General features: G+C 60.8%; 11 protein-coding genes and 1 pseudogene. 6 read left to right on the top strand and 6 right to left on the bottom strand.

All coding sequences use genetic code 11. The features are described from left to right. Positions 1-32: 32 nt before the first annotated feature. A complete protein-coding gene (locus tag AB0I67_RS13810) occupies positions 33-1,310 on the bottom strand; it encodes a cysteine desulfurase family protein (protein ID WP_357922679.1) in 1,278 nt (425 codons plus the stop codon). A gap of 230 nt (positions 1,311-1,540) precedes the next feature. Between AB0I67_RS13810 and AB0I67_RS13805 the strand changes: the two genes are divergently transcribed. The 5 genes from AB0I67_RS13805 (at position 1,541) to AB0I67_RS13785 (ending at position 7,537) form a co-directional block, all read left to right on the top strand. Beyond that, complete coding sequence (locus tag AB0I67_RS13805; protein ID WP_357922676.1) at positions 1,541-3,289, top strand: DEAD/DEAH box helicase family protein; 1,749 nt, start codon at positions 1,541-1,543, stop codon at positions 3,287-3,289. Then, positions 3,286-5,157 (top strand): ATP-binding protein, encoded by a 1,872-nt coding sequence (locus AB0I67_RS13800; protein ID WP_357922673.1) that lies wholly within the window; start codon positions 3,286-3,288, stop codon positions 5,155-5,157. The genes AB0I67_RS13805 and AB0I67_RS13800 overlap by 4 nt, the downstream gene beginning before the upstream one ends. Beyond that, positions 5,154-6,056 carry a hypothetical protein gene (locus tag AB0I67_RS13795; RefSeq protein WP_357922670.1) on the top strand — a complete coding sequence of 301 codons (903 nt, stop codon included), beginning with the start codon at positions 5,154-5,156 and terminating at the stop codon, positions 6,054-6,056. The genes AB0I67_RS13800 and AB0I67_RS13795 overlap by 4 nt, the downstream gene beginning before the upstream one ends. 174 nt (positions 6,057-6,230) lie before the next feature. Next, positions 6,231-6,872: a hypothetical protein gene (locus AB0I67_RS13790; protein ID WP_357922667.1), complete on the top strand. Its 642-nt coding sequence runs from the start codon at positions 6,231-6,233 to the stop codon at positions 6,870-6,872. Positions 6,873-6,997: 125 nt separating this feature from the next. Next, a complete protein-coding gene (locus AB0I67_RS13785) occupies positions 6,998-7,537 on the top strand; it encodes a hypothetical protein (RefSeq protein ID WP_357922664.1) in 540 nt (179 codons plus the stop codon). Positions 7,538-9,155: 1,618 nt separating this feature from the next. Here AB0I67_RS13785 and AB0I67_RS13780 read toward each other — a convergent pair. From AB0I67_RS13780 to AB0I67_RS13765, 4 genes and pseudogenes are all read right to left on the bottom strand, one after another. After that, positions 9,156-11,075 (bottom strand): hypothetical protein, encoded by a 1,920-nt coding sequence (locus tag AB0I67_RS13780; protein ID WP_357922661.1) that lies wholly within the window; start codon positions 11,073-11,075, stop codon positions 9,156-9,158. A gap of 461 nt (positions 11,076-11,536) precedes the next feature. Further along, positions 11,537-11,812 (bottom strand): annotated as a pseudogene (locus AB0I67_RS13775) (transposase); the annotation flags it as partial. A gap of 72 nt (positions 11,813-11,884) precedes the next feature. Then, entirely contained in the window at positions 11,885-14,212 is a 2,328-nt protein-coding gene (locus AB0I67_RS13770; protein WP_357922658.1) for a hypothetical protein, read from the bottom strand. Between the two features lie 636 nt (positions 14,213-14,848). Continuing rightward, positions 14,849-16,084: an HNH endonuclease gene (locus AB0I67_RS13765; protein ID WP_357922655.1), complete on the bottom strand. Its 1,236-nt coding sequence runs from the start codon at positions 16,082-16,084 to the stop codon at positions 14,849-14,851. A gap of 843 nt (positions 16,085-16,927) precedes the next feature. Between AB0I67_RS13765 and AB0I67_RS13760 the strand changes: the two genes are divergently transcribed. After that, positions 16,928-17,830, top strand: a complete 903-nt coding sequence (locus tag AB0I67_RS13760; protein ID WP_357922652.1) for a hypothetical protein — start codon at positions 16,928-16,930, stop codon at positions 17,828-17,830. Between the two features lie 76 nt (positions 17,831-17,906). Here AB0I67_RS13760 and AB0I67_RS13755 read toward each other — a convergent pair whose 3' ends face one another. Next, a complete protein-coding gene (locus AB0I67_RS13755) occupies positions 17,907-18,260 on the bottom strand; it encodes a hypothetical protein (RefSeq protein ID WP_357922649.1) in 354 nt (117 codons plus the stop codon). Positions 18,261-18,873 lie beyond the last annotated feature (613 nt).

The following is an 18,873-nucleotide window of genomic DNA, read 5'->3' as shown; positions in this document are numbered from 1 at the left end:
TTGCTCTAACGAGGTATTAAGCGAGGTAACAGTCACCGAGGGCCATCGGCTTCGGCCAGCGCGGCACGCACCTGAGTCACGGCCCGTACGACGGCTTCCATCGCGTGCTCAACTTCGGCGTCCGTGGTGGCGTAGCCCAGCGAGAAGCGGATCGTGCTATCTGCATCCTCCCGGGACAGTCCCATCGCCAGGAGCACATGACTCGGCGTCGGGGCACCGGACGCACAAGCGCTGCCTTCCGAAGCAGCAACGTCGGGCATGGCTGCCAGCACGGCATCCGCTGGCACTCCCGGGAAGGTGATACTCGTCACGCCGGGGAGTCGCTGATCCCGCCGACCATTGATACGGCAGTCAGGCAGAGCACAGGTCAGCAGGCCTTCGAGGCGGTCGCGCAGTGTGGTAATACGCTTGGCTTCCTCGCCAAGGTTGCGTCGCGCAGCGTCAGCAGCAGCACCCAGACCGATAATCCCCGCCGCGTTCAAAGTACCCGCGCGCCAGCCACGCTCTTGCCCGCCACCCACTAGGAGTGGCCGATGCGGCAGCGGCGTCCCACGCCGCACATACAGCGCTCCCACGCCTTGCGGGCCACCGAACTTGTGGGCAGACAGCGACAGCAGGTCCACATCGAGTTCAGCAAGGTCTACAGGCAGGCGGCCGACGATTTGGGTGGCGTCCGTGTGAACGAGGGCGCCGGCCTCACGAGCCGCCTTGGCCACGACTCGAAGGTCGGTTAGGACACCGGTCTCGTTGTTCGCTCCCATCAGAGAGACGACCCCCCCGCTTCGTGTCGCGAAGACCAGTTCCAAGGCGTTGAGATCCACCAGGCCGTCGGAGCCGACCGGCAGCAGCACAAGATCCTCTGCCCGCTCGGCGGTCACCATCCGGGCTGTCTCCAGGACGGCAGGATGCTCTATCGGGCTCGTCACCAGCGGATTTCCAGGGATGTAGGCGGAGCGGAGGGCCAAGTTGTTCGCCTCGGTCGCCCCGGACGTGAAGATGATCTCGCCCGGTGAGCAGTTAAGCAGGTCGGCTAGCTGTTGACGAGCAAGGTCGATCCGATGCGCGGCCTGTCGTCCCGGTTGATGCACGCTTGAGGCGTTTCCGACCGACTGCATGGCTTCAATGACAGCTGCGGCGGCCTCGGGTCGGATCGGTGCGGTGGCATTGTAGTCAAGGTAGGACACATCCGACCCGTTGAGCCTGTTCATCATCGTCCACCCCGTCTCACTCATGTCGCATCTCAATGTACTGCTGGTGAAAAGCTCGTCCCGCATCCGGACTTCCACCAGGAGCAAGCCGATCTTAGTCATACGACAAGTTCTCCTGCTCGAAATCACTCAGACGGGTGGTATCGCAGGTCGCTTACTGAACTTATGTTCTACATCTGGGCGCGGCATGCGCAACTGCCTGCATCAAGATCCACCCAAGATCCCAAGGACTTCTGTTCAAGAGCAGCAACCCCCTTCCCTGGCTGGGATTTTCGCCCGATGATGCCCCTGTTGTCAGTGCCCCTCATTAGGGTGGTTCGTAGGCAAAGACGTTGCAGTACCTGCACGTTGGGGCGGTGCTTGGCGGGCTTGAACTGGAGGTGGAAGTTCATGACGACTGCGCCGACCGAGGCGCATGCGGGCTGCTGTCCCTCACATATCGGGCAGGTGAGTCTGTGACGACGTGGTCACCAGGGATGTCCTTCAAGGCGCTCCTCGCTAATGCGCCGATGTCGTACATCCGGGGACATCTCGGCGAGCAGCTGTGCGCCCTGCTCAATCTGATCGAGGGGGGTACAGCGCCAGCTGACCGGCTGCGGGCCGTTGCCCCAATCGCTATGGACGCCGAGCGCTTGGTCGCTGATGAGGCCGAACGCTCCGCTCTCATAGACATGGTTCCGGACCCCAAACAGGCCGAGCTGGCGCAACGGCTTGGCTACGTAGGCGATGGTCAGGCACCGCCGGACTATCTGCGGAGCCTGAAGTGGACGGCTGACGAGCGGCGCGAGCTACTTGAGTTCTTCGGCTTCACGATCGACCGGGTTCCGTCCCTCCCGCCGGCGTTCAAGCAGGAGGCGGCGCCCGAGTATGCCTTATTCCCGCATCAACGTCATGCGGCGGCCCGGGTCAAGGAACTGCTGTACGACGGCTCGCGGCGGACAGTGCTCCATCTGCCCACTGGCGTTGGCAAGACCCGAACGGGCATGAGCCTGATCTGCGATCATCTACGGCAGCACGAACCGACCGTGGTGGTGTGGCTGGCCCACGGGCAGGAGCTGCTGGAGCAGGCCGCCTCAGAGTTTGAGCGCGCCTGGGCCAAGGTCGGCGACCGTCCGCTCCCCGTTTTTCGTGTATGGGGCAACGCCCCTCCAGAGCTCATGGAGATGACCGATGGGCTGGTCGTTCTCGGCCTAGAGAAGGCCGTCTCGGCTGCCAAGTCGGATCCGCAGTTCCTGGCCACCCTTGCGGCGCGCAGCACCCTGACGGTCTTCGACGAGGCTCATCAGATAATAGCTCCCACCTTCCAGAGGGTGGTCGATGAACTGACGATTCGCCACGACGCCAGTCTCCTGGGGTTGACGGCCACGCCGGGACGGACGTGGGCGGATATCTCCAAGGACGAGGAGCTCTCCAGCTACTTCTCCCGACAAAAGGTCATGTTGGAGATCGAGGGCTACACCAATCCGGTGACAGCCCTGATTGAGCAGGGATATCTAGCCAAGCCGCTGATGAGGACAGTGGCCTCCGAGCCGGGTATGCACTTGTCGGCTCAGGATCAACAGCTCCTTGCGCGGTCGTTCGACATCCCGGGCCTGATGATGGCCGAGCTCGCGCGGGACGAGCAGTGGAACCTCAAGATTGTCCAGACGATCATGGAACTGCTCCAGCAGCACCGCCGGATTCTGGTGTTCGCCGCCTCTGTCGACCACTGTCGGCTAATCGCGGCCGTCCTGTCCGCGGCCGGCATCGATGCTGAGTTCGTGACCGGAGAGTCCTCCCCTCGACACCGCAGCCAGGTGATCTCTCGATTCAAGGGGGCCGGTCGGCGCCCCATGGTTCTGTGTAACTTCGGGGTCCTGACGACCGGCTTCGACGCCCCGGCCGCTAGTGCTGCGGTGATCGCCCGCCCAACCAAGTCTCTGGTGCTCTACAGCCAGATGATCGGCCGCGTCATCCGCGGCCCGAAGGCTGGCGGCACCGCCACGTGCGAGATCATCACCATCGTAAACCCAGAGCTTCCTGGGTTCGGCGACGTGGCAGAGGCATTCACCAACTGGGAAGACGTATGGGAGACAGCGTGACCAGTGACGGCAGCAACTACCGGATCGTCAGTCCCTCGCTAACCGTCAAGGCCATGCGGGACAGTGGCTACAAGAACACCGCCTACGCCCTCGCCGAACTGATCGACAACAGCATCGACGCCAAGGCCACCCTCGTGGAGGTCTTTGCCTGCGAGAATCCCGTGAAAGTCGGTGCTCGGACCAACCACCGCGTGGAGACCATCGCCGTCCTCGACAACGGCCACGGCATGGATCCGTTGCAGCTGCGGCGCGCCCTGAAGTACGGAGATGGGCAAGGCGCCGCCCCTGTCCGCATCGGCCGTTTCGGCATGGGCCTGCCCAACTCCAGCATGTCCCAGTGCACCCGGCTCGACGTCTGGTCCTGGACCAACGGGGCGGGCAACGCCATGCACACCTACCTCGATCTCGAAGAGATTGAGGTAGGGCTCGACGATGTCCCCGAACCCACACACGACCCGCTGCCCGACTACTGGCGGGACCTGAGCGAGGGGCTCGGTGACACCGGCACACTCGTCGTCTGGACCAAGCTGGACAAGGTCAACTGGTACGGAGCCGCCGCCACCCTGAAGAACACCGCCGAGCTGATCGGCCGCGTCTACCGACACTACCTCCACGACGGACGCGTCGACATCCGAATGGCGCCCGTCCGAGAGAGCAAGGTCGTCGACGGCGAATACCACGCCGTACCCAACGACCCCCTCTACCTGATGACGCCCACTTCCACCCCGGCGCCGTTCTCAGACAGGCCGATGTTCATGCCTTTCTCCATGGGCAGCGAGTCCGAGCCCGGCGTGACACGCTTCCCCGTGCTCCATGAGGGCAAGAAGCACAACATCACGGTCCGGGCCTCCATCGCTCGCCCGGAGGCACGCCGCGCGGATGTCGAAGGCCGCCCGTGGCCCGATGGCATCAGCCGCACGACCGACCCTGGAACTCTTCCGTGGGGCAAGCACGCCAGGCGCAACGTTGGCATCTCGCTCGTACGCCAGGGCAGGGAACTCGACCTCGACGCTTCCTGGGCCATCGGGTACGACCCGACGGAACGGTGGTGGGGCATCGAGGTGGAGTTCCCGCCGGAACTTGACACCATCTTCGGCGTGACGAACAACAAGCAGAGCGCCACCGTCTTCTCATCCCTGGCTCACTTCGACTGGAAGGCCCATGCCGAGGCTGGCGAGTCCTTCAAGGGGTTCAAGGAGCGCCTTGCCGAGTTCAACGATCCGGGTCTTCCCCTCATCGACCTCGTGCTCTACCTAGAGGAGAAGCTCCTGCCTGCCATCCGGCGGCAGCTGAAGCAGCAGAGGGTCGGTACGCGTACGAGCAAGAAGCGGCACGACGATGACGTCGCTTCCAGGGCCACCGATGCCGTCAAGCGCCGAAGCGAAGAAGGCTACATCGGCAAGACGGATGAGCTGGAGGAAGAGGCGACCACCGAGACCAAGCGGAAAGAACAGGTCGAGGCCCTCACCCAGCGGCACCACCTTGACGAGGACACTGCGCAGTCCATGGTCGACGAGGCCCTGGAGAAGGATCTCCGCGCACGGTGGATCTCGAGCTTCCAGGACACCCCTGCCTTCTTCAGCATCGACCTCATGGCCGGCATGCTGCAGGTGATCTTCAATGAGAAGCACCCCCTGCACGCTCAGCTGATGACCGTCCTTGAAGACGTCCCGGAAGACGCGGACGTGTACGACCTGCGCGACCGGCTCAACCGTGTCGCGGAGACCTTCAAGTTGCTGCTCTTCTCCTGGGCTCGTATGGAGGACGAGACCTACCCCGACCGTGACCGCGAACGTATAGCGGACGCCCGTCGTGAGTGGGGACGGTACGCCCGCGACTTCGTGGACGGAAAGGCCAGCGACGCGTGACCGAACCCGCCCACATCTGGCGGCAGATCGAAAAACTGATGACGGGCGCCCATGAACGCGTAACCCTTGTGGCGCCCTTCATCAAGCGAGAGGTTTTGGCGGCCGCACTCTCCGCCATCCCCGCCGCTGTCGAGAGCATCGAGTGCGTCACGCGGTGGGTCCCCGAGGAGGTGGCGGCAGGGGTGTCGGATCCTGAGATCATTGAGCTCGCAGAGGACGATAAGCGACTGCGCATCGCCCTGTGTCCGAGCCTGCACGCCAAGCTCTACCTCACAGGCGAGCGCTGTTTGATCGGGTCAGCCAACCTGACAGGGAAGGCCACCGGGCGAGTCACGAATCCGAACATTGAGATCCTTGTCGAGGTGCCCGCGCATCATCCGGAGGTCGGCCGAGCACTCGTCGAGATCCAGGCATGCGCGATCGAGGCGACGCCGCACATGGCCATCCTGGTGAGAAGACAAGCGGAGCTGCTGAAGGAACGCCGCCCGACTGCCGCGGACCAGCTACGAGAGGAAGCCCAGCAGGGCTGGTACCCGGTTACACGACGCCCGGAGGCCGTCTACCCGTACTACTGCGGAAGAGCTCAATTCGGGCGATCGGTGGAAGCAGCCATCCTGCGGGACCTCGCGTTCTTAGGCGTACCGGCAGGCTTGACCGAGGCGCAGTTCTCAGACTGGGTCGAAAGCCGTCTGCGGGAGATTCCTGCCCTCCAGGCGCTAGTGGAGGGTGATCGCCTGACCAACGTGGAGCTACAGCATGCGCTGCAGGAACAGGGAAGCTTGACCGATGAGCAGGCCAAAAGAGCGACGGAGACCATCGCCGCGTGGCTTCGGCACTTCGGCCGCTTCTACACCGATGTCGGGACGTGGGAGATCAAGCACGGATGGGAGCTGTCGTAACTGCCCCGCCTGAAGTAGCCCCAGCATCGGCATTGATGTCGAGCCGCGTTCGGCAATCCAGGCTGACTCGCTGGTATGCCTAGGATCTATGCGGAACAACCAGGTGTGGCAGCAACGCCCGCCTGGCGGTCTTACCGTAGGCACGCAGATGTTGGGAAGGTTCTCATGGCTCAAGTGCGGGTCCCGTACCTGCTCGGGCACGCTGAGATCGCTTCCCTCTTGCGAGTCGCGCGCCAAACGTCACAGAAATGGCGCACAGAAGGCATACTTCCCGAGCCCGACCTCGTCGCTTCCGGCAACCCGTACTGGCTGCTGGTGACGGTGTTGCGCATCAGCGGTGTCGGAGACCGTCAGGTTGATGAGAGGCAGCTCGGGGCCTACAAGGCCGCCATCCCTCATGGCTATGAACTGCAGGACAACGAACAACTGCCTGTCATCCTCGGCATTCAGGAGGTAGGCAGCGTCCTCGGTCGAGACGCTCAGGCGGTTTCCCGATGGCGTAACCGGCGACGTATCGCCGAGGCGGACCTCTTCCTCTCCGGTTCTCCGCTTTGGCTTCTGGAAACGATACTTGCGGACGCACAACACCGGCAGCGGTCCGTCGTCCCCGCCGAGATCGCCATGCTCCGTGCGGGACAGCGCGCTCCGCAAAAGCCTCGCGGCCGCAGGCCCGGCAAACCCACCGTGGTACGCCCACCGCAAGAGGTACTACCGACAGCACGAACGTTCACGGGCGCCGACCAGGCCGCCGCCGTGGAGTTCCTCGCATCGGTCCTGGCCCAGGGCTACTCCGCCGTGATCAAGCCTCAACCCTGAGTCAACCAGTCAGCCCGAGGTTACGACCCACGCTGCCAACGCCACCTTCGGCTGGTACCGCTGTTCGCTGGCGAGTATGAGAGAAACACTTGATGCCCTCACAGGGGATCAATATTCTCTCTCGTATGACAATCCCGCAGTACATCCACGGAACCTCTAGCGCCAACTCAACCGACCCCGATCCCCAGGCCGCTGCCGGCCAGCCGAGCCACACCTCCGTGAAGGTCGTCTCCTACGGAGGCGGCGTGCAATCAACAGCGCTGCTGGTGCTGGCGGCTCGTAGAGAGACCGACTTCCGGACCTTCCTCTTCGCCAACGTGGGCGACGACAGCGAGCACCCAGCAACGCTCGCCTACGTTCGTGAGATCGCCATCCCGTATGCGGCAGGAGCGGGGCTCGAAGTCCAGGAGCTCAAGCGGCGCCGACGTGACGGAACCACCGAAACGCTCATGCAGCATATGAACCGGCCGGCCACGCGATCGATCCCCATACCAGTGCGCATGGCGAACGGGGCTCCGGGCCGACGCAACTGCACGACGGACTTCAAAATCAAAGGTGATTGGGCGGTGGCTCCGAGAGCACGGAGCGACCGCAAAGCATCCGGCTGCAGTGGGGATCGGTATATCGCTCGACGAGATACACCGCGCCAACCGGCGCCGACGTGAGCCCTTCGTGCTCATCGAGTACCCTCTCCTTGATCTTGGGCTCCGCAGGAGCGACTGCGAGCACATCATCACAGAGGCCGGTCTGCCGGTGCCGCCGAAGAGCTCCTGCTTCTTCTGCCCATTTCGCACGGTGGACGCGTGGCGACACCAGCGCAGGCACGAACCCGAGCTGTTCGCCCTTTCGATGCAACTTGAGGAGACGATTAACCAACACCGGGCTGCGCTCGGACGGGATTCTGTGTACCTCACGAGGTACGGTCGCCCGCTAGCGCAGGCAATCCCTGAAGACGACATGGCAGACAGCCCCGTCGACGAGGGGGCGGGCTCCTGCGACTCCGGCTGGTGCATGACCTGAATCAACGGGACAGGGAACGGACGGGGGCATATGCGTAGCTTCCGTCCATCTGACCGTCGTTCGCTCCTGCTAGATGCGGAACAGACCCGACCACGGATCGGAGCACCCGGGTCAGAGCTCGGGCGGCTCCCCAGGCTCGAGATGGAGAACAGCGAGGTACCCGCTGTAGGGCATCTCTTCGTCCACCCGCAGGGTTGCCACCAGCGCGATCCGTGATCCACCTGCTAACAAAGAGGTACTTCCACGTCGAGAACCGCGACGCGCCCTTCGGCCAGCGATGCCGCCAGCAGCAGCTGAATGCCCACCATTACGGCCGTGGGCGCCTCCCTGGCGCGCAAATGCCTCGTGGCCGGATGCGTGGCTCTTCGCGTCCGCGTCGCCAATCGGCTCGGTACTCCTGTGAGGCCATGCATCGCCTGACGGTGCACGGCCATCGCCTGGGCGATACCGGACGCGACGGACACAGCGGTACCGTCGGCCCGACCCCGTACGCGGGCTGTGAGGTGCTCGGCGACTTCCCTGTGCGCAGTGGCCAAACGTCGGTGCGGTTAGACAGCCGACGCTCCGCCCTTTCGATGGCGGTAGTGGGCTGCGAGCCGTCCTGGTACAGCAATCTGACGAATCCTTCGAGCGTCCGAACATAGCCGGGCCGCACTAGGTGCAGCTACCACTCCTCCATTCGCCTCCGACCAGACGGCGTCGAAGCCGCCGCGACGGCACACACGCCCCCGTCGTCCTACAACATGTCGAAGGTCACTGCGTGCAGCCCCTGGGCAAGCCGGAGTCCGTTGTACACGCTATTCCCACCTGCCTATTCGGCAGCCCCATCGCGTACGGCACAGGCGCGCACGAACCCAATCGGCGAAACTCACGGACCTATTCCTCTGGCGTGGCCAGGCGGGCGGTCTGAGGGCAGGCAGACGCCCTCCGTGTGAGTGGTGGTCATAGGGGCAGCGTCTCACGCCTCGCTGACAACACCGACTCGGGATTGGCGGTCGTCCGCATGGCCGAGCTCTTCGATGAGCGAGCAGATCTCAGCTCTTGTACGAGATCAGATCTCCACCAGGCGCGTAACAGTGTTAACGGCTGGTGCCAGCGGGGCAGGCCGGTCAGCGGCGACCTGGCCGTCCGAAGAGAGTCCATCTGCAGGAGCAATTTTCGATCACGTGGTCATCGATCACAAGCCCCAAGGCCTGAGTAGAGGTGGTCGCCCCGGTGATCGCCTATGGGCGGCTCCTGCGATGACATGCGACATTATGAGTCTCAGTAGTCGTCTACTGCGTCTTCCGGAGCCGCAGGAGGAGGCGGTGGCGGGAAAAACGCCTCTAGACATTCCCTAAGCAGAAGGACCTGCACCTCATAGCCAGACTGCATGTCCTTGAGGACACGCGTTACATGTGGAAATACCTTTTCGGGAGCGCGCGCGCGTGTATCCGAATCTTCGAGATCAATAAATTGGAACTGAGTTGACTTGGATACGCCTTCTTCGTACGCTATCAGGAGGTGTACGTCTCTAGGAGATTTATCCTCACGATCAAAGTCTTCGGTGATAGCCCCCGCTCGAATCTTGAATTCTACTACACGAAGCGCATTCTCGGTCGGCTTTTCAAGGATCTCCGGACCCTCGAGCACGCGCTGTATAATCGCCCGGGCGTCATATTTATCCCGCTGAGACAATCCATACCAGCGAAACTCTGGAAACTTGCCCATTCCTGCTAGTTCAAAGAACAGCGCTATTACATCATTCTCATCTCCCGGCACCTTGCGGATAGTAAGTTCGGGCCGCAGAAGATCCTTCTTGGTCCAGAATGAGACTGATCGCTCCTCCTCCTCGAATGGATCCGCCTTGCCTACAAAGCGTGATGCGGCGTTCTGGATGACCGATCGATACGCCTCGTTAACAAAGCTCTTGAGTTGGCCTACGAGACGCATGTTTTTAAGATGAGTCTTTCCATAATTAAGCTCTGCATCTACGTCGACCACGATATCGAAGCACCTGACGTATTGCTGATTACGCCCTCTAGTTAAGTCAGGAGAGTGCTGAGTCACGACCCCATTCGCACTAAAGATTCGCCGGCTTCCACCTGGCAGATAGCGCTCGAGATGAGGTATTCGCGCAATCGTTAGACGAACAAAATTGATCCTAGGGAAAAGGTTCTTTCTGAACGATTCGATCTCGTCAGGAAGCTTCCCGCGGGCGTTGGTTAGAAGTTGCTCTAGATCACTTTCGCTACGGTATTCCGTAACATTGAACCCATTCTGAACTCTGAAAAGATCAGCGCCCCCAGCCCCGAGCTTCTGAGCATAAGGAGCCGGCTTGGGGGGCTTGGCCCAAGAAACGGTTTCCCCCATTTCTAGGTACCCGACCGGCACCTGAAAAGTAAACTCACGCTTCTGGTCGAAGAGCTCAGCCAGGACGTCGCCCACGACCTCCTGGGGATTCTGGCACAATATTGTTACGGTGACAGTCGTGTCCTTGAGAGCATCAGGAATATCTGTCATGGCGAGGTAAGAAAATCTTTTTAGGTCGCAGGCAAGAAGAGCGGCAAACCTCGTTGGATAAATTCCGCTCTCCACGGCGTTCGCCAGTGTAGGTATGAACTCGGACTTAAGCCCTTTGGGGAGCGCCTCCTCTTCTACTTGCTTAAGGTAATTCGAGAGGACTCGCGATGATCCATCGAATCGATACCTAACTTCGGTGCCAGCTCTGTCCAGGGGTTTAGGGTCGGACTCGAACTGCTTTGGCACTGTGAAGTTTGGGCGTACCGCGGGTTCAGAATCAAAGCGGTACGCGTCATTGATTTCGAACCTGAATGCATCCGTGGCGGTTCTCGATCGTATGCTGAAGTACTGTGAACTAAAGAGAACCACCTTGAGACCTACCCCAACCTGGCCAGCAAGTTTCTTGCCATCCTTCTTCCCTCCACCGAGAAAGAGAAGGTTTGGCTCATTGGGGAATCCCATTGCGTCGTCCTGTATGCACACCTCCGCCCTGTCTAGATCGATTGTAATATAAATATTATGCTTTCCATGATGGGCTTCTCGGACTGCGTCCAACGCGTTTTGAAGGACTTCCCCTATGAAGACGTACTGAGGGAGATATGCATCAATTGTCTGTCGCAGCTGACGGACATAGTTTTCAGTGAGAGATTGTGGATTTAGGAGATTGTAAGTTTCGACCATGCTTCCTCATTCATCTACAGGGACCACATAGGGCAGGCGTGAAGAATATCGCATTTTGTCAACCCATGATAGAGGCAAGCGCAGGGAAGAGTCATGCATGGTCACAATAATGGCTGATTTAGCATGTTTTGTGTTACTTTCGAATAAAGAGCGGCCCACTGTCCGCAACGTTATGGTTCGCCCAATAATGGTAGCGGCGTCGCTGCGAGCTTTCGCTCCTACAAACGGGTCTCGAGTGAACCACTCGCTCTTGTGACGGGGAGCAGGCACCTGCCCACGAGCTGTCGAGTCTGCCGCTGGCCTCGATCCTTTCGTGATCAAGACGCGGATGGCTGAGCGGTCCGGCTGAAGGTTGAATGGCGTGCTGTGGTCAGCCCGTTGGCCCGGCTGTCGCGCCGGGTGAGAGGGGTTCCACGGGCCCGCGGGTGTCCTTCCAGGTCGTAGGGGCGGTGGGTGGCTGGTCAGGGTGGTGCGGGCAGAGCCTGCAGGCGAGCCAGCCCGCTGAGGATGTCGCGGGCCCAGGGCCAGCGGGAGGCCAGACGAGGACGAACGCGTCGGCCCCCGCGGACCAGTCGTCCGGCCACCGCGAACAGGCGAAGGCGCAGGCGTTTCGGTTCGTAGCAGCTGGCGGCGCTGCCGGGCAGGACGAGCATCTGCATCCAGGCCAGCAACTCGCAGGCCAGTGCTACGAGTTCGCACCAAATCTGGTTCTGGGCGAAATGGTGTAGCGGCAAGTTCGCCTAGTACCCGGCCGCAGGTACTCAACGGCTGCCTGGCCGTCACGGGGGCGTGGCTGAGACCGTTGCTCCCTAGGGACGCCCCTGCCCATCGAGATCGTCGATGTCCGAAAAGATGGCGGCGTCGTCGCTGTCGCTATCGTACCCATCATCAGGCACAGCACCGCAAAGGGCACTGCCGTATCTGTAGGAATCGACGTCCTTCACGAAAGCCTTCATTTTGCTAGCCCACGTCGAGTCGCCTGGCCAGTAAGCCGCATAGAGTGTTGCGATGTTCGCAAGGTCACCAAGATAATCTTCCCATGCCGCGTCATCTTCAAATTCCATTAAGCCCGGGTCAATTGCTGCTTCCAGCATGCCGGCAAGGTTATCTGCCCCGTCCTTCCGGACACCGATACGAATTTCTTCCAGATCTGCATGATTCAAAATGGTAGCGACTTCTTTAGAGCTCATCCAGCGAGGATCGCAATCGTCAATCGAGATAGCGACAATACGTCTTCTAATCGATTCGAGAAACTCGGAACGCAATAGTCCAAGAGCTTTTAGCCTTGCAATGAGCCGGAGGCCAGACGATGCGGAGTCGCTAGTACCGGGCCATACAAGTTCAGTCAATGCAGCATTAATCGCCTTATCGCTGAAGTCGCGGTGTCGCTGAGTGAGAATACGCAGAAATGATTTGGAGCACCGTTCGGCGTAGAAGGCGACGTAATCATTTATGGAGTGGCGATCCGAGTCAAAGTCCCTACCGGGAAAGATGTCGGAAACAGATTCATAGCGAGAAGGCGGCACATGAATCCGACCGTCATCGGCAGTCTCCACATCACTACAGTCAAGAACACGCAGAACCGAATCTACGGTTAGTCCCGCCACGAAAAAGTCGAGGAGCTCGAAGTCCTGCCCAATGTGCACCGCAAATGCTTCCGCAAGAGTCGGATGCTGGAAGTTCCATCGCGGACTAGTCAATCCACCTGTCTTGCGTACCAGACTCCCATCCAAGGACTCCAGGGCCTTCCTTGCACCGGCAACTGTGCCACCAAGCTTGTCCAATACAGCCAACTGCTCCTCGCGCAACTGCATTGGGGAGATAAGACCATCTCTCTCTAGGTAAATCAAGGCCAATGCGCAAATGGAATCATTGTCCAAAGTAGCAAGGACGTCCAACAGAAAGGAGACGGGCCGCTCCAGAAATGCGGCACATGATCGCTCGTTCACGGGATTCATGTGAACGGTGAACGCTTGCACTCCTAGGCGTCGCGCCAATTCTGGCGTAAAGTGCTCGCTCTTGGCAATCCCATCAAGGTGAGGCTTGATTGCCGAGATGAATTGCCGGTCCTGGTTACCAAACCTGAGCTGATTGTATAGAATCCTCTGCCGCTCCCCCAGCATTAGTCTTCCGGGGTGGACATAAACGATTTGTTTGCGAAGTTCTTCTGGAGCACCCCTGAGGCGCTTTGCTGCCCGCTTGTATATATAATCGCGACTGGTGAAGATAAAGCGCGCACCACACGAAAGCGCAGTTCTCATCATGTCGAATCTTCGAGCCCAGCCTTCGGTGCGGGCCTCATCATACTCATGACGCCCAAAGGCATCATCGACCCAGAAAGCCTGATTCGGCTCGTGGGGATTCCATGCGGCGATGAACTCGTCAGCACTATCAATCCGAGCGATTGCGTATTCATACTTATCTGCAGCTTGAGCGGCTAGTGCAGTTGCAATAGTAGATTTCCCCGCCGCTGGGTCGCCAAGCAGCAGGACTGATCTTCTGTTAATCAGAAGATCAAGTCCTTCAGTATAGGCCGACGTCGGAACGAATGACCTCAAGCTGGCCGCTGAATACTTCAACAATTGCAGGGTTTGATCATAGCGACGCTGGTCGAGAATTTGCGACAAGTCCCCGAGACCGTAGAGGCGGGGTACTAGGCGACGGAGATCGGCCCTCTGTGCGATTTGCTCATTAAACCACGACTTCTCGAGTACCAACACATGCTTTACGCCAACGCTTATCAGATCTTTACGAATTTTGGCTTCGCTATTCGCGGTCACCGTAGCATTCGTCGCCAAGATGTACGACTCACATAGCCCGTCCCTCACGAGATCCGCAACCTTCTCTAACTCCAGCCTAATATCACTGGGAGCAAGACTCTCCGACTCGCCTCTGCAAGCCTTGCATTGAAAAACGAAAGGGCCCTCCATTGCTGGCCCTACACCTTGCCCGCCCCCGATCAAAGCAACAGGATCCACCGTGCCGAAGAATGCGCCATCGCGCCCACCGTCGTTCCCGTCCGCAAAACTTTGGACTGTCTGCCCGAGTATTTGCCGAACTACAGTCAGTGCGAGGTCTTGGAATGCACGCCACCCCAGTGTATGCAGACGGAAGTCCGGGCGCAGGATGTCACTCACAAGAGCAGGATACTCGAATTCATTTACGGTGTCGGCGGTAGGGCGAGGGTCGGGTCATGGGCCTGACGATTTGAGTCGATCTTCGCGTGATCCTATTTCTGCAGGTAGAGCGGTCAGTCTGCGGGATCGGTTGTGGGCTGTTTGATGGTCCTGTCGACTTGCCTGATGGACACGTCGAGCAGGTAGCCGGTGGTATCACGCTTATCAGCGCCTGTTCGGCACGGCGGCATCGCTCCAACCAACGCGTCCGGGAGGGACCGCCATTCTGATGACCATCAAGACCCGCCGGGGAGACCTGGGCCGTCGTCGCGGGGTAGCAGCGCGGCTTCTGGTCACCATCAGACCTACGACGTTTCAGCTCAGTGAGAACGGAGAGAAGCTGCCCTGGTCCTGAGACACGAGCGGCCCTACAGGCCGGGTGCAGGGACATGCAGGGGATGATCTTGCGGATGGTGTGGAGAGCACGAAGCATCTCCGCAGGTCACACTATATGAGCCAGCTGTACAGCCCGCGCTCTCCTAAGGCGCAGTGCGCGCGCGAGTTATTCGGCAACCACGGCGCCACCGACGTCCTAGGCAATGTCACGCCACGCGGATACGTCTGGTGGGCCGATCCGGGGAGCCGCTGGACAGCCGATCATCTGCATCCATCACGTGTGACGCCGCCGACAGCGCTGCTCAATGTGTTCGTTCGCCACGTTACCTGGTGGGCCGCCTCACGTTGGTAGGTGACGTGCACGATGTTGATCACATGTTGTGGTGCGAGGCGGAGGATACCTTTGGTCTGGCCGGCCACTTCGTCGAAGACCTGTAGATCGTCGGTAAGGGTGAGAGCGCCGCGGTCGAAGAGAACGTGATCGTTGGGGCAGAGGCACAGGATGTTGCCCGGCTCGTCGGGTCCGTTGTGTGGCTGTCCAACCGGGCGGATGTGGGCGCCTTCTGCGTAGGAGCCGTTGGGAAGTCGAAGCCGTACGCCGCATATCTGGCAGTGGTGTCCGTGTAAGTCCTTGATCTGCTGCGCCAGAACCGAGTCGCGGATCACCCGCATGGTGGTGGATTGGCGGCGATGCGGTGTCCGGGAACCGTTGGCCAAGGACACTTCGGCGTCGGAGGTGCTCAACAGGCCCACTGCGGTGAGCAGCGAGTCATAGTCGGCTCCCTGGAAGTACTTCTCCAGGAGGCACAGCACGAGTTGCGCGCGTACGTCGGCATGCTGGGTCACGATGGTGTGCACCCAGGGTCGCAGGCCACCTATGGGCGCGTGGTCGCGCATCCAACGCTGGGCGGTGCTCGTACTGGCCGCTGGGACGTCGGACTCGTCCAGTTGCCAGAGGCCGTCGTGGAACAGCTTGAGGACAGGGAACTCGGGATTCGGCCTGTCGTCGGCATGGCCGAACTTCTCGATGAGTGCGGAGATCTCAGCGCTTGTCCGCGCCCAGGTCTCCAGGCGCGGCTGGCCCTGTGCAGCACGTCCGAGCGCCCATAACAGCGTCAGCGGCTGATGTCGGCGAGGCTGGTCGGTCAGCTTTGACCTGTCCGTACGGACGGAATTGATCTTCAGGAGCAGGTTCTCGATCGTGTGCTCACCGATCGCCAGCTCTGGGGCGGCGACCTCGAAGCCGAGGCGGATGAGCTGGCGTGCGACGGTTTCCCTGCCGCCGGAGTACTCCTCCGGCCGAAGCGGTCGTCCGGTGACTCCGCGGTGGGCGACTCCCGCGATGGCCTTCGAGTCGTAGCGCTGACCCTCGTGAATGAGGAAATAGCCTCGCGCCCGACCGTACCCATGGGTGTCCAGGAAAGCATCCCGGCCCATGGCGTCGTACTCCGCGATCGCGGCGAGGATCATTTCACGACGAAGATCGGAGAGTCCCACGGTGACAGCTTATGACCTGATCTATTGTGGCAAAAACTTAAAGGACTCCGGCTCCGTACACAGCCCTGATTCCACCTGACAAGATCACGGGAGTCAGGGCATTGGGGACATTGGGTCCGACTGAAGCAGATGGTTGTGCCTGGTATCCAATGCAGCCTCCTGTGGAGCTTCGTGCAGTGGGGAACAACAAGAGGCCCCAGCGGCTGAACGAACCTGACGGGGCCTCTTGCACTACCGCGTCCAAGGAGGCGGCGCCTACTTGGACCTGTTGGCGTTCTCAAACCGGCGATGGTCGCACTGCTGCACAGCAGCCAATAGCCGCAGTGTGAACCGCCTTCCGGGGAGGAGTGGGCCGACCAGCAACGCCGGGGATAGGAGGACGATCAGAAGCAGCAGCGGTAGCGTCTCGACGACAACGGCGATCGCCATCGGCCATGACGGGAGGTTGTGGCGGTTGTACGGGGCGGGGAAATACATACAGGTGACTCCGTTTCGAATCAGGCCGCTTCTCGGTAGGCGGCACCAGGCATCAAGTGGAGCACCAGGCGTTTCCCACGTTCCCGTCGAGCTCGGGGGGTTCAATATCTACCCTGGCGACATGTCACGCACTCCGCCATCCCCTGCCGACCGTGAGCTCATCAGCCACGCCGTCGCCCAGGGCGTCACCGTGTCGGCCCGTCAACTCGAACGCTGGCGGGCCGATGGCCTCCTGCAGCCCAACGAGGTGCGGACGCTTGGTCGGGGTCGCGGAAGGAACTCCACGCCCTCGCCGGAGGCGCACGAAATGGTGGCGTGGCTCGGCCGGCACGCGGGCCCGGGCAAACGGCCCGGTGATCTGCGCTCGTGGCGTTCGGTGAAGGCATGCCAGTGCCAGGGGCCACCGTCCGAAAGGCGTTCACTGAAGCCATCAAGGTTCCGTCGCCGGATGACTTTCCGCCCGGGTATTCCGCGGAGGATGTCGCAGATGCCAACGCAGCTAAGCGTGGACGTAACGATCCCGTGCCCGCGCGGATACGTCGCATCGACGCCGCTATCGCGGCCGTACTGGAGGCTGCAGGAACCAGCATCGCCGATGTGACACAGACCGTTCTCGCTCAGTTCGAGCGACAAGCTCCACTCGCCCAGGTGGAACCCGCAACCCGGCGTGACTGGGTGCACGCCGGCACGATGGCGTCTATCGAGGGAGCCGACACCCTGGACATTGGGTACATGGGGATGCTGGCTCGGGGGCTGGCTCCGCTGGGGGTGCCGGCACCTGCGGCAGAGGACTTGGAGCTCCGCTGGCCGGGCAGCGAGCAGGAGGCAGAACGGTTGCTGACACCCGAGGATGGTCTCGCCTTCGTGCCTGACGGCGGCTTGAAGGAAATCTTGCGCGGACTCGCACGGGAGACGTCATTTCCTGATCTCCGGCAGGCGTGGCAGATCGCTGCTCACCGGCCCGTGTGGGCAGTCGACTTGTGCGACCGGGTCGAGGCTGAACTGGCCACGCGCGAGTCCACGGAGGCTCTGAGCGAGTGGGCGCAGACCATGTTCGGACCGACCCGGGGCATGCTGGTCACCGCGTTCGACAGTGCCGGGCAGAGTCCTGGAAAAACCGCGGTTGATGCACTAAACCTGCTGTTCCAGCGGGAAGCACTGCGGCGACTCTTGGCAGAGATCCCTGATGCCGAGGTGGAGAACCTTGCGCAGCCGTGGGCATTCCCTCCATTCATGACCGCGTTCATGACGGCCCCCACGCCAGAGTAGGAGGCGAACCATCAAATGATGTATGAGCGGGCCGCGTCCAATCTCCGATCACGACCCGCTCATCGTCTAGTTGAGATTAGGCGGCATTCTCAGTCTCAACAGCGCCACACGGCATGCCAGCAAGGTCTGCAAGGACCTGGGCGAGGCCCGCACTGGGCGCGAGCCGCTGGATTTCGAACACAACCCCAGCAGCACACCGCCTTTCCGCCAGATACACCATCCGCGAGGCCTTAAGATCTGGCAACACATCCGGCCACATCACGATGCCCTCGCTCCGTAAAGCTTCTTTGATCTTGGGCATGCGCAACTTACTGTTTCGCCTAGCTCCTAGCTCAGAGTGTTGCACAAAGTAGGCATCCCTAAGAACCCGCAGCTCATACGCCTTTACATGATCCTTCTTCACTGATGCCGCAATTTCCGACAGTTCCATTGCAATCTCCTCCAATCTGCTCGACATTGGTTCCTACAGTCACCCAAACGCCTTCCATGGTAGATAGATTCCGCACTCTTACATCATCATCGTTCGCCATACCTAATTGCTATATCTGAATGACATCTCCACATGCAGGACAAGCAGGTATCCCGAGACCCGCTTAAAGCCCTCACGTGGCCGTCTCGGCAGGTGTGGGACATGCGCGTGGTGATCATACGAACAGCGAGTGCTAGAAGGGTGTTTTTGCAGGTCATTCTTGGTGAGCATGCAGTATCGTCCACGCTCTCCTACAGTGAGTGCCGCAGGATTCGAGTCCTGCGCAACGGCTCTAACCGCACCGCGCTAGCCACAGACCTTCGGACCTGGGGGCTGATAGCCTTGCTGATGGCTTTCGCCATTGTCAACGTGCATCTGCAGCAGAGGCGGGGTTCGGCCTTCTTTCACCCTGCCCGGTGTGGTCGCCTTCTACGGAGGCGTGGAGTGGCTTCGTAAGCGATGGCGAATCAAGATCAAGCGTGGCTCGCGGCCACCCGCCGATCCGCCTGGCTCATAGGCATCGGAGCGGCCTGCCTCCGGTGCCCTCGACCCTTGAGACCCGGCCGTGACTCTC

It is taken from the genome of Nonomuraea sp. NPDC050310 (assembly GCF_040655795.1).
GTDB lineage: Bacteria > Actinomycetota > Actinomycetes > Streptosporangiales > Streptosporangiaceae > Nonomuraea.
Note: the sequence above shows the minus strand (reverse complement) of the source record. Positions and strands in the feature narration are given on the sequence as shown.

Coding starts and splice junctions, on each gene's coding strand:
- AB0I67_RS13785 (WP_357922664.1), top strand. CDS start 6,998: ATGACAATCCCGCAGTACATCCACGGAACCTCTAGCGCCAACTCAACC.
- AB0I67_RS13755 (WP_357922649.1), bottom strand. CDS start 18,260: ATGGAACTGTCGGAAATTGCGGCATCAGTGAAGAAGGATCATGTAAAG.
- AB0I67_RS13810 (WP_357922679.1), bottom strand. CDS start 1,310: ATGACTAAGATCGGCTTGCTCCTGGTGGAAGTCCGGATGCGGGACGAG.
- AB0I67_RS13780 (WP_357922661.1), bottom strand. CDS start 11,075: ATGGTCGAAACTTACAATCTCCTAAATCCACAATCTCTCACTGAAAAC.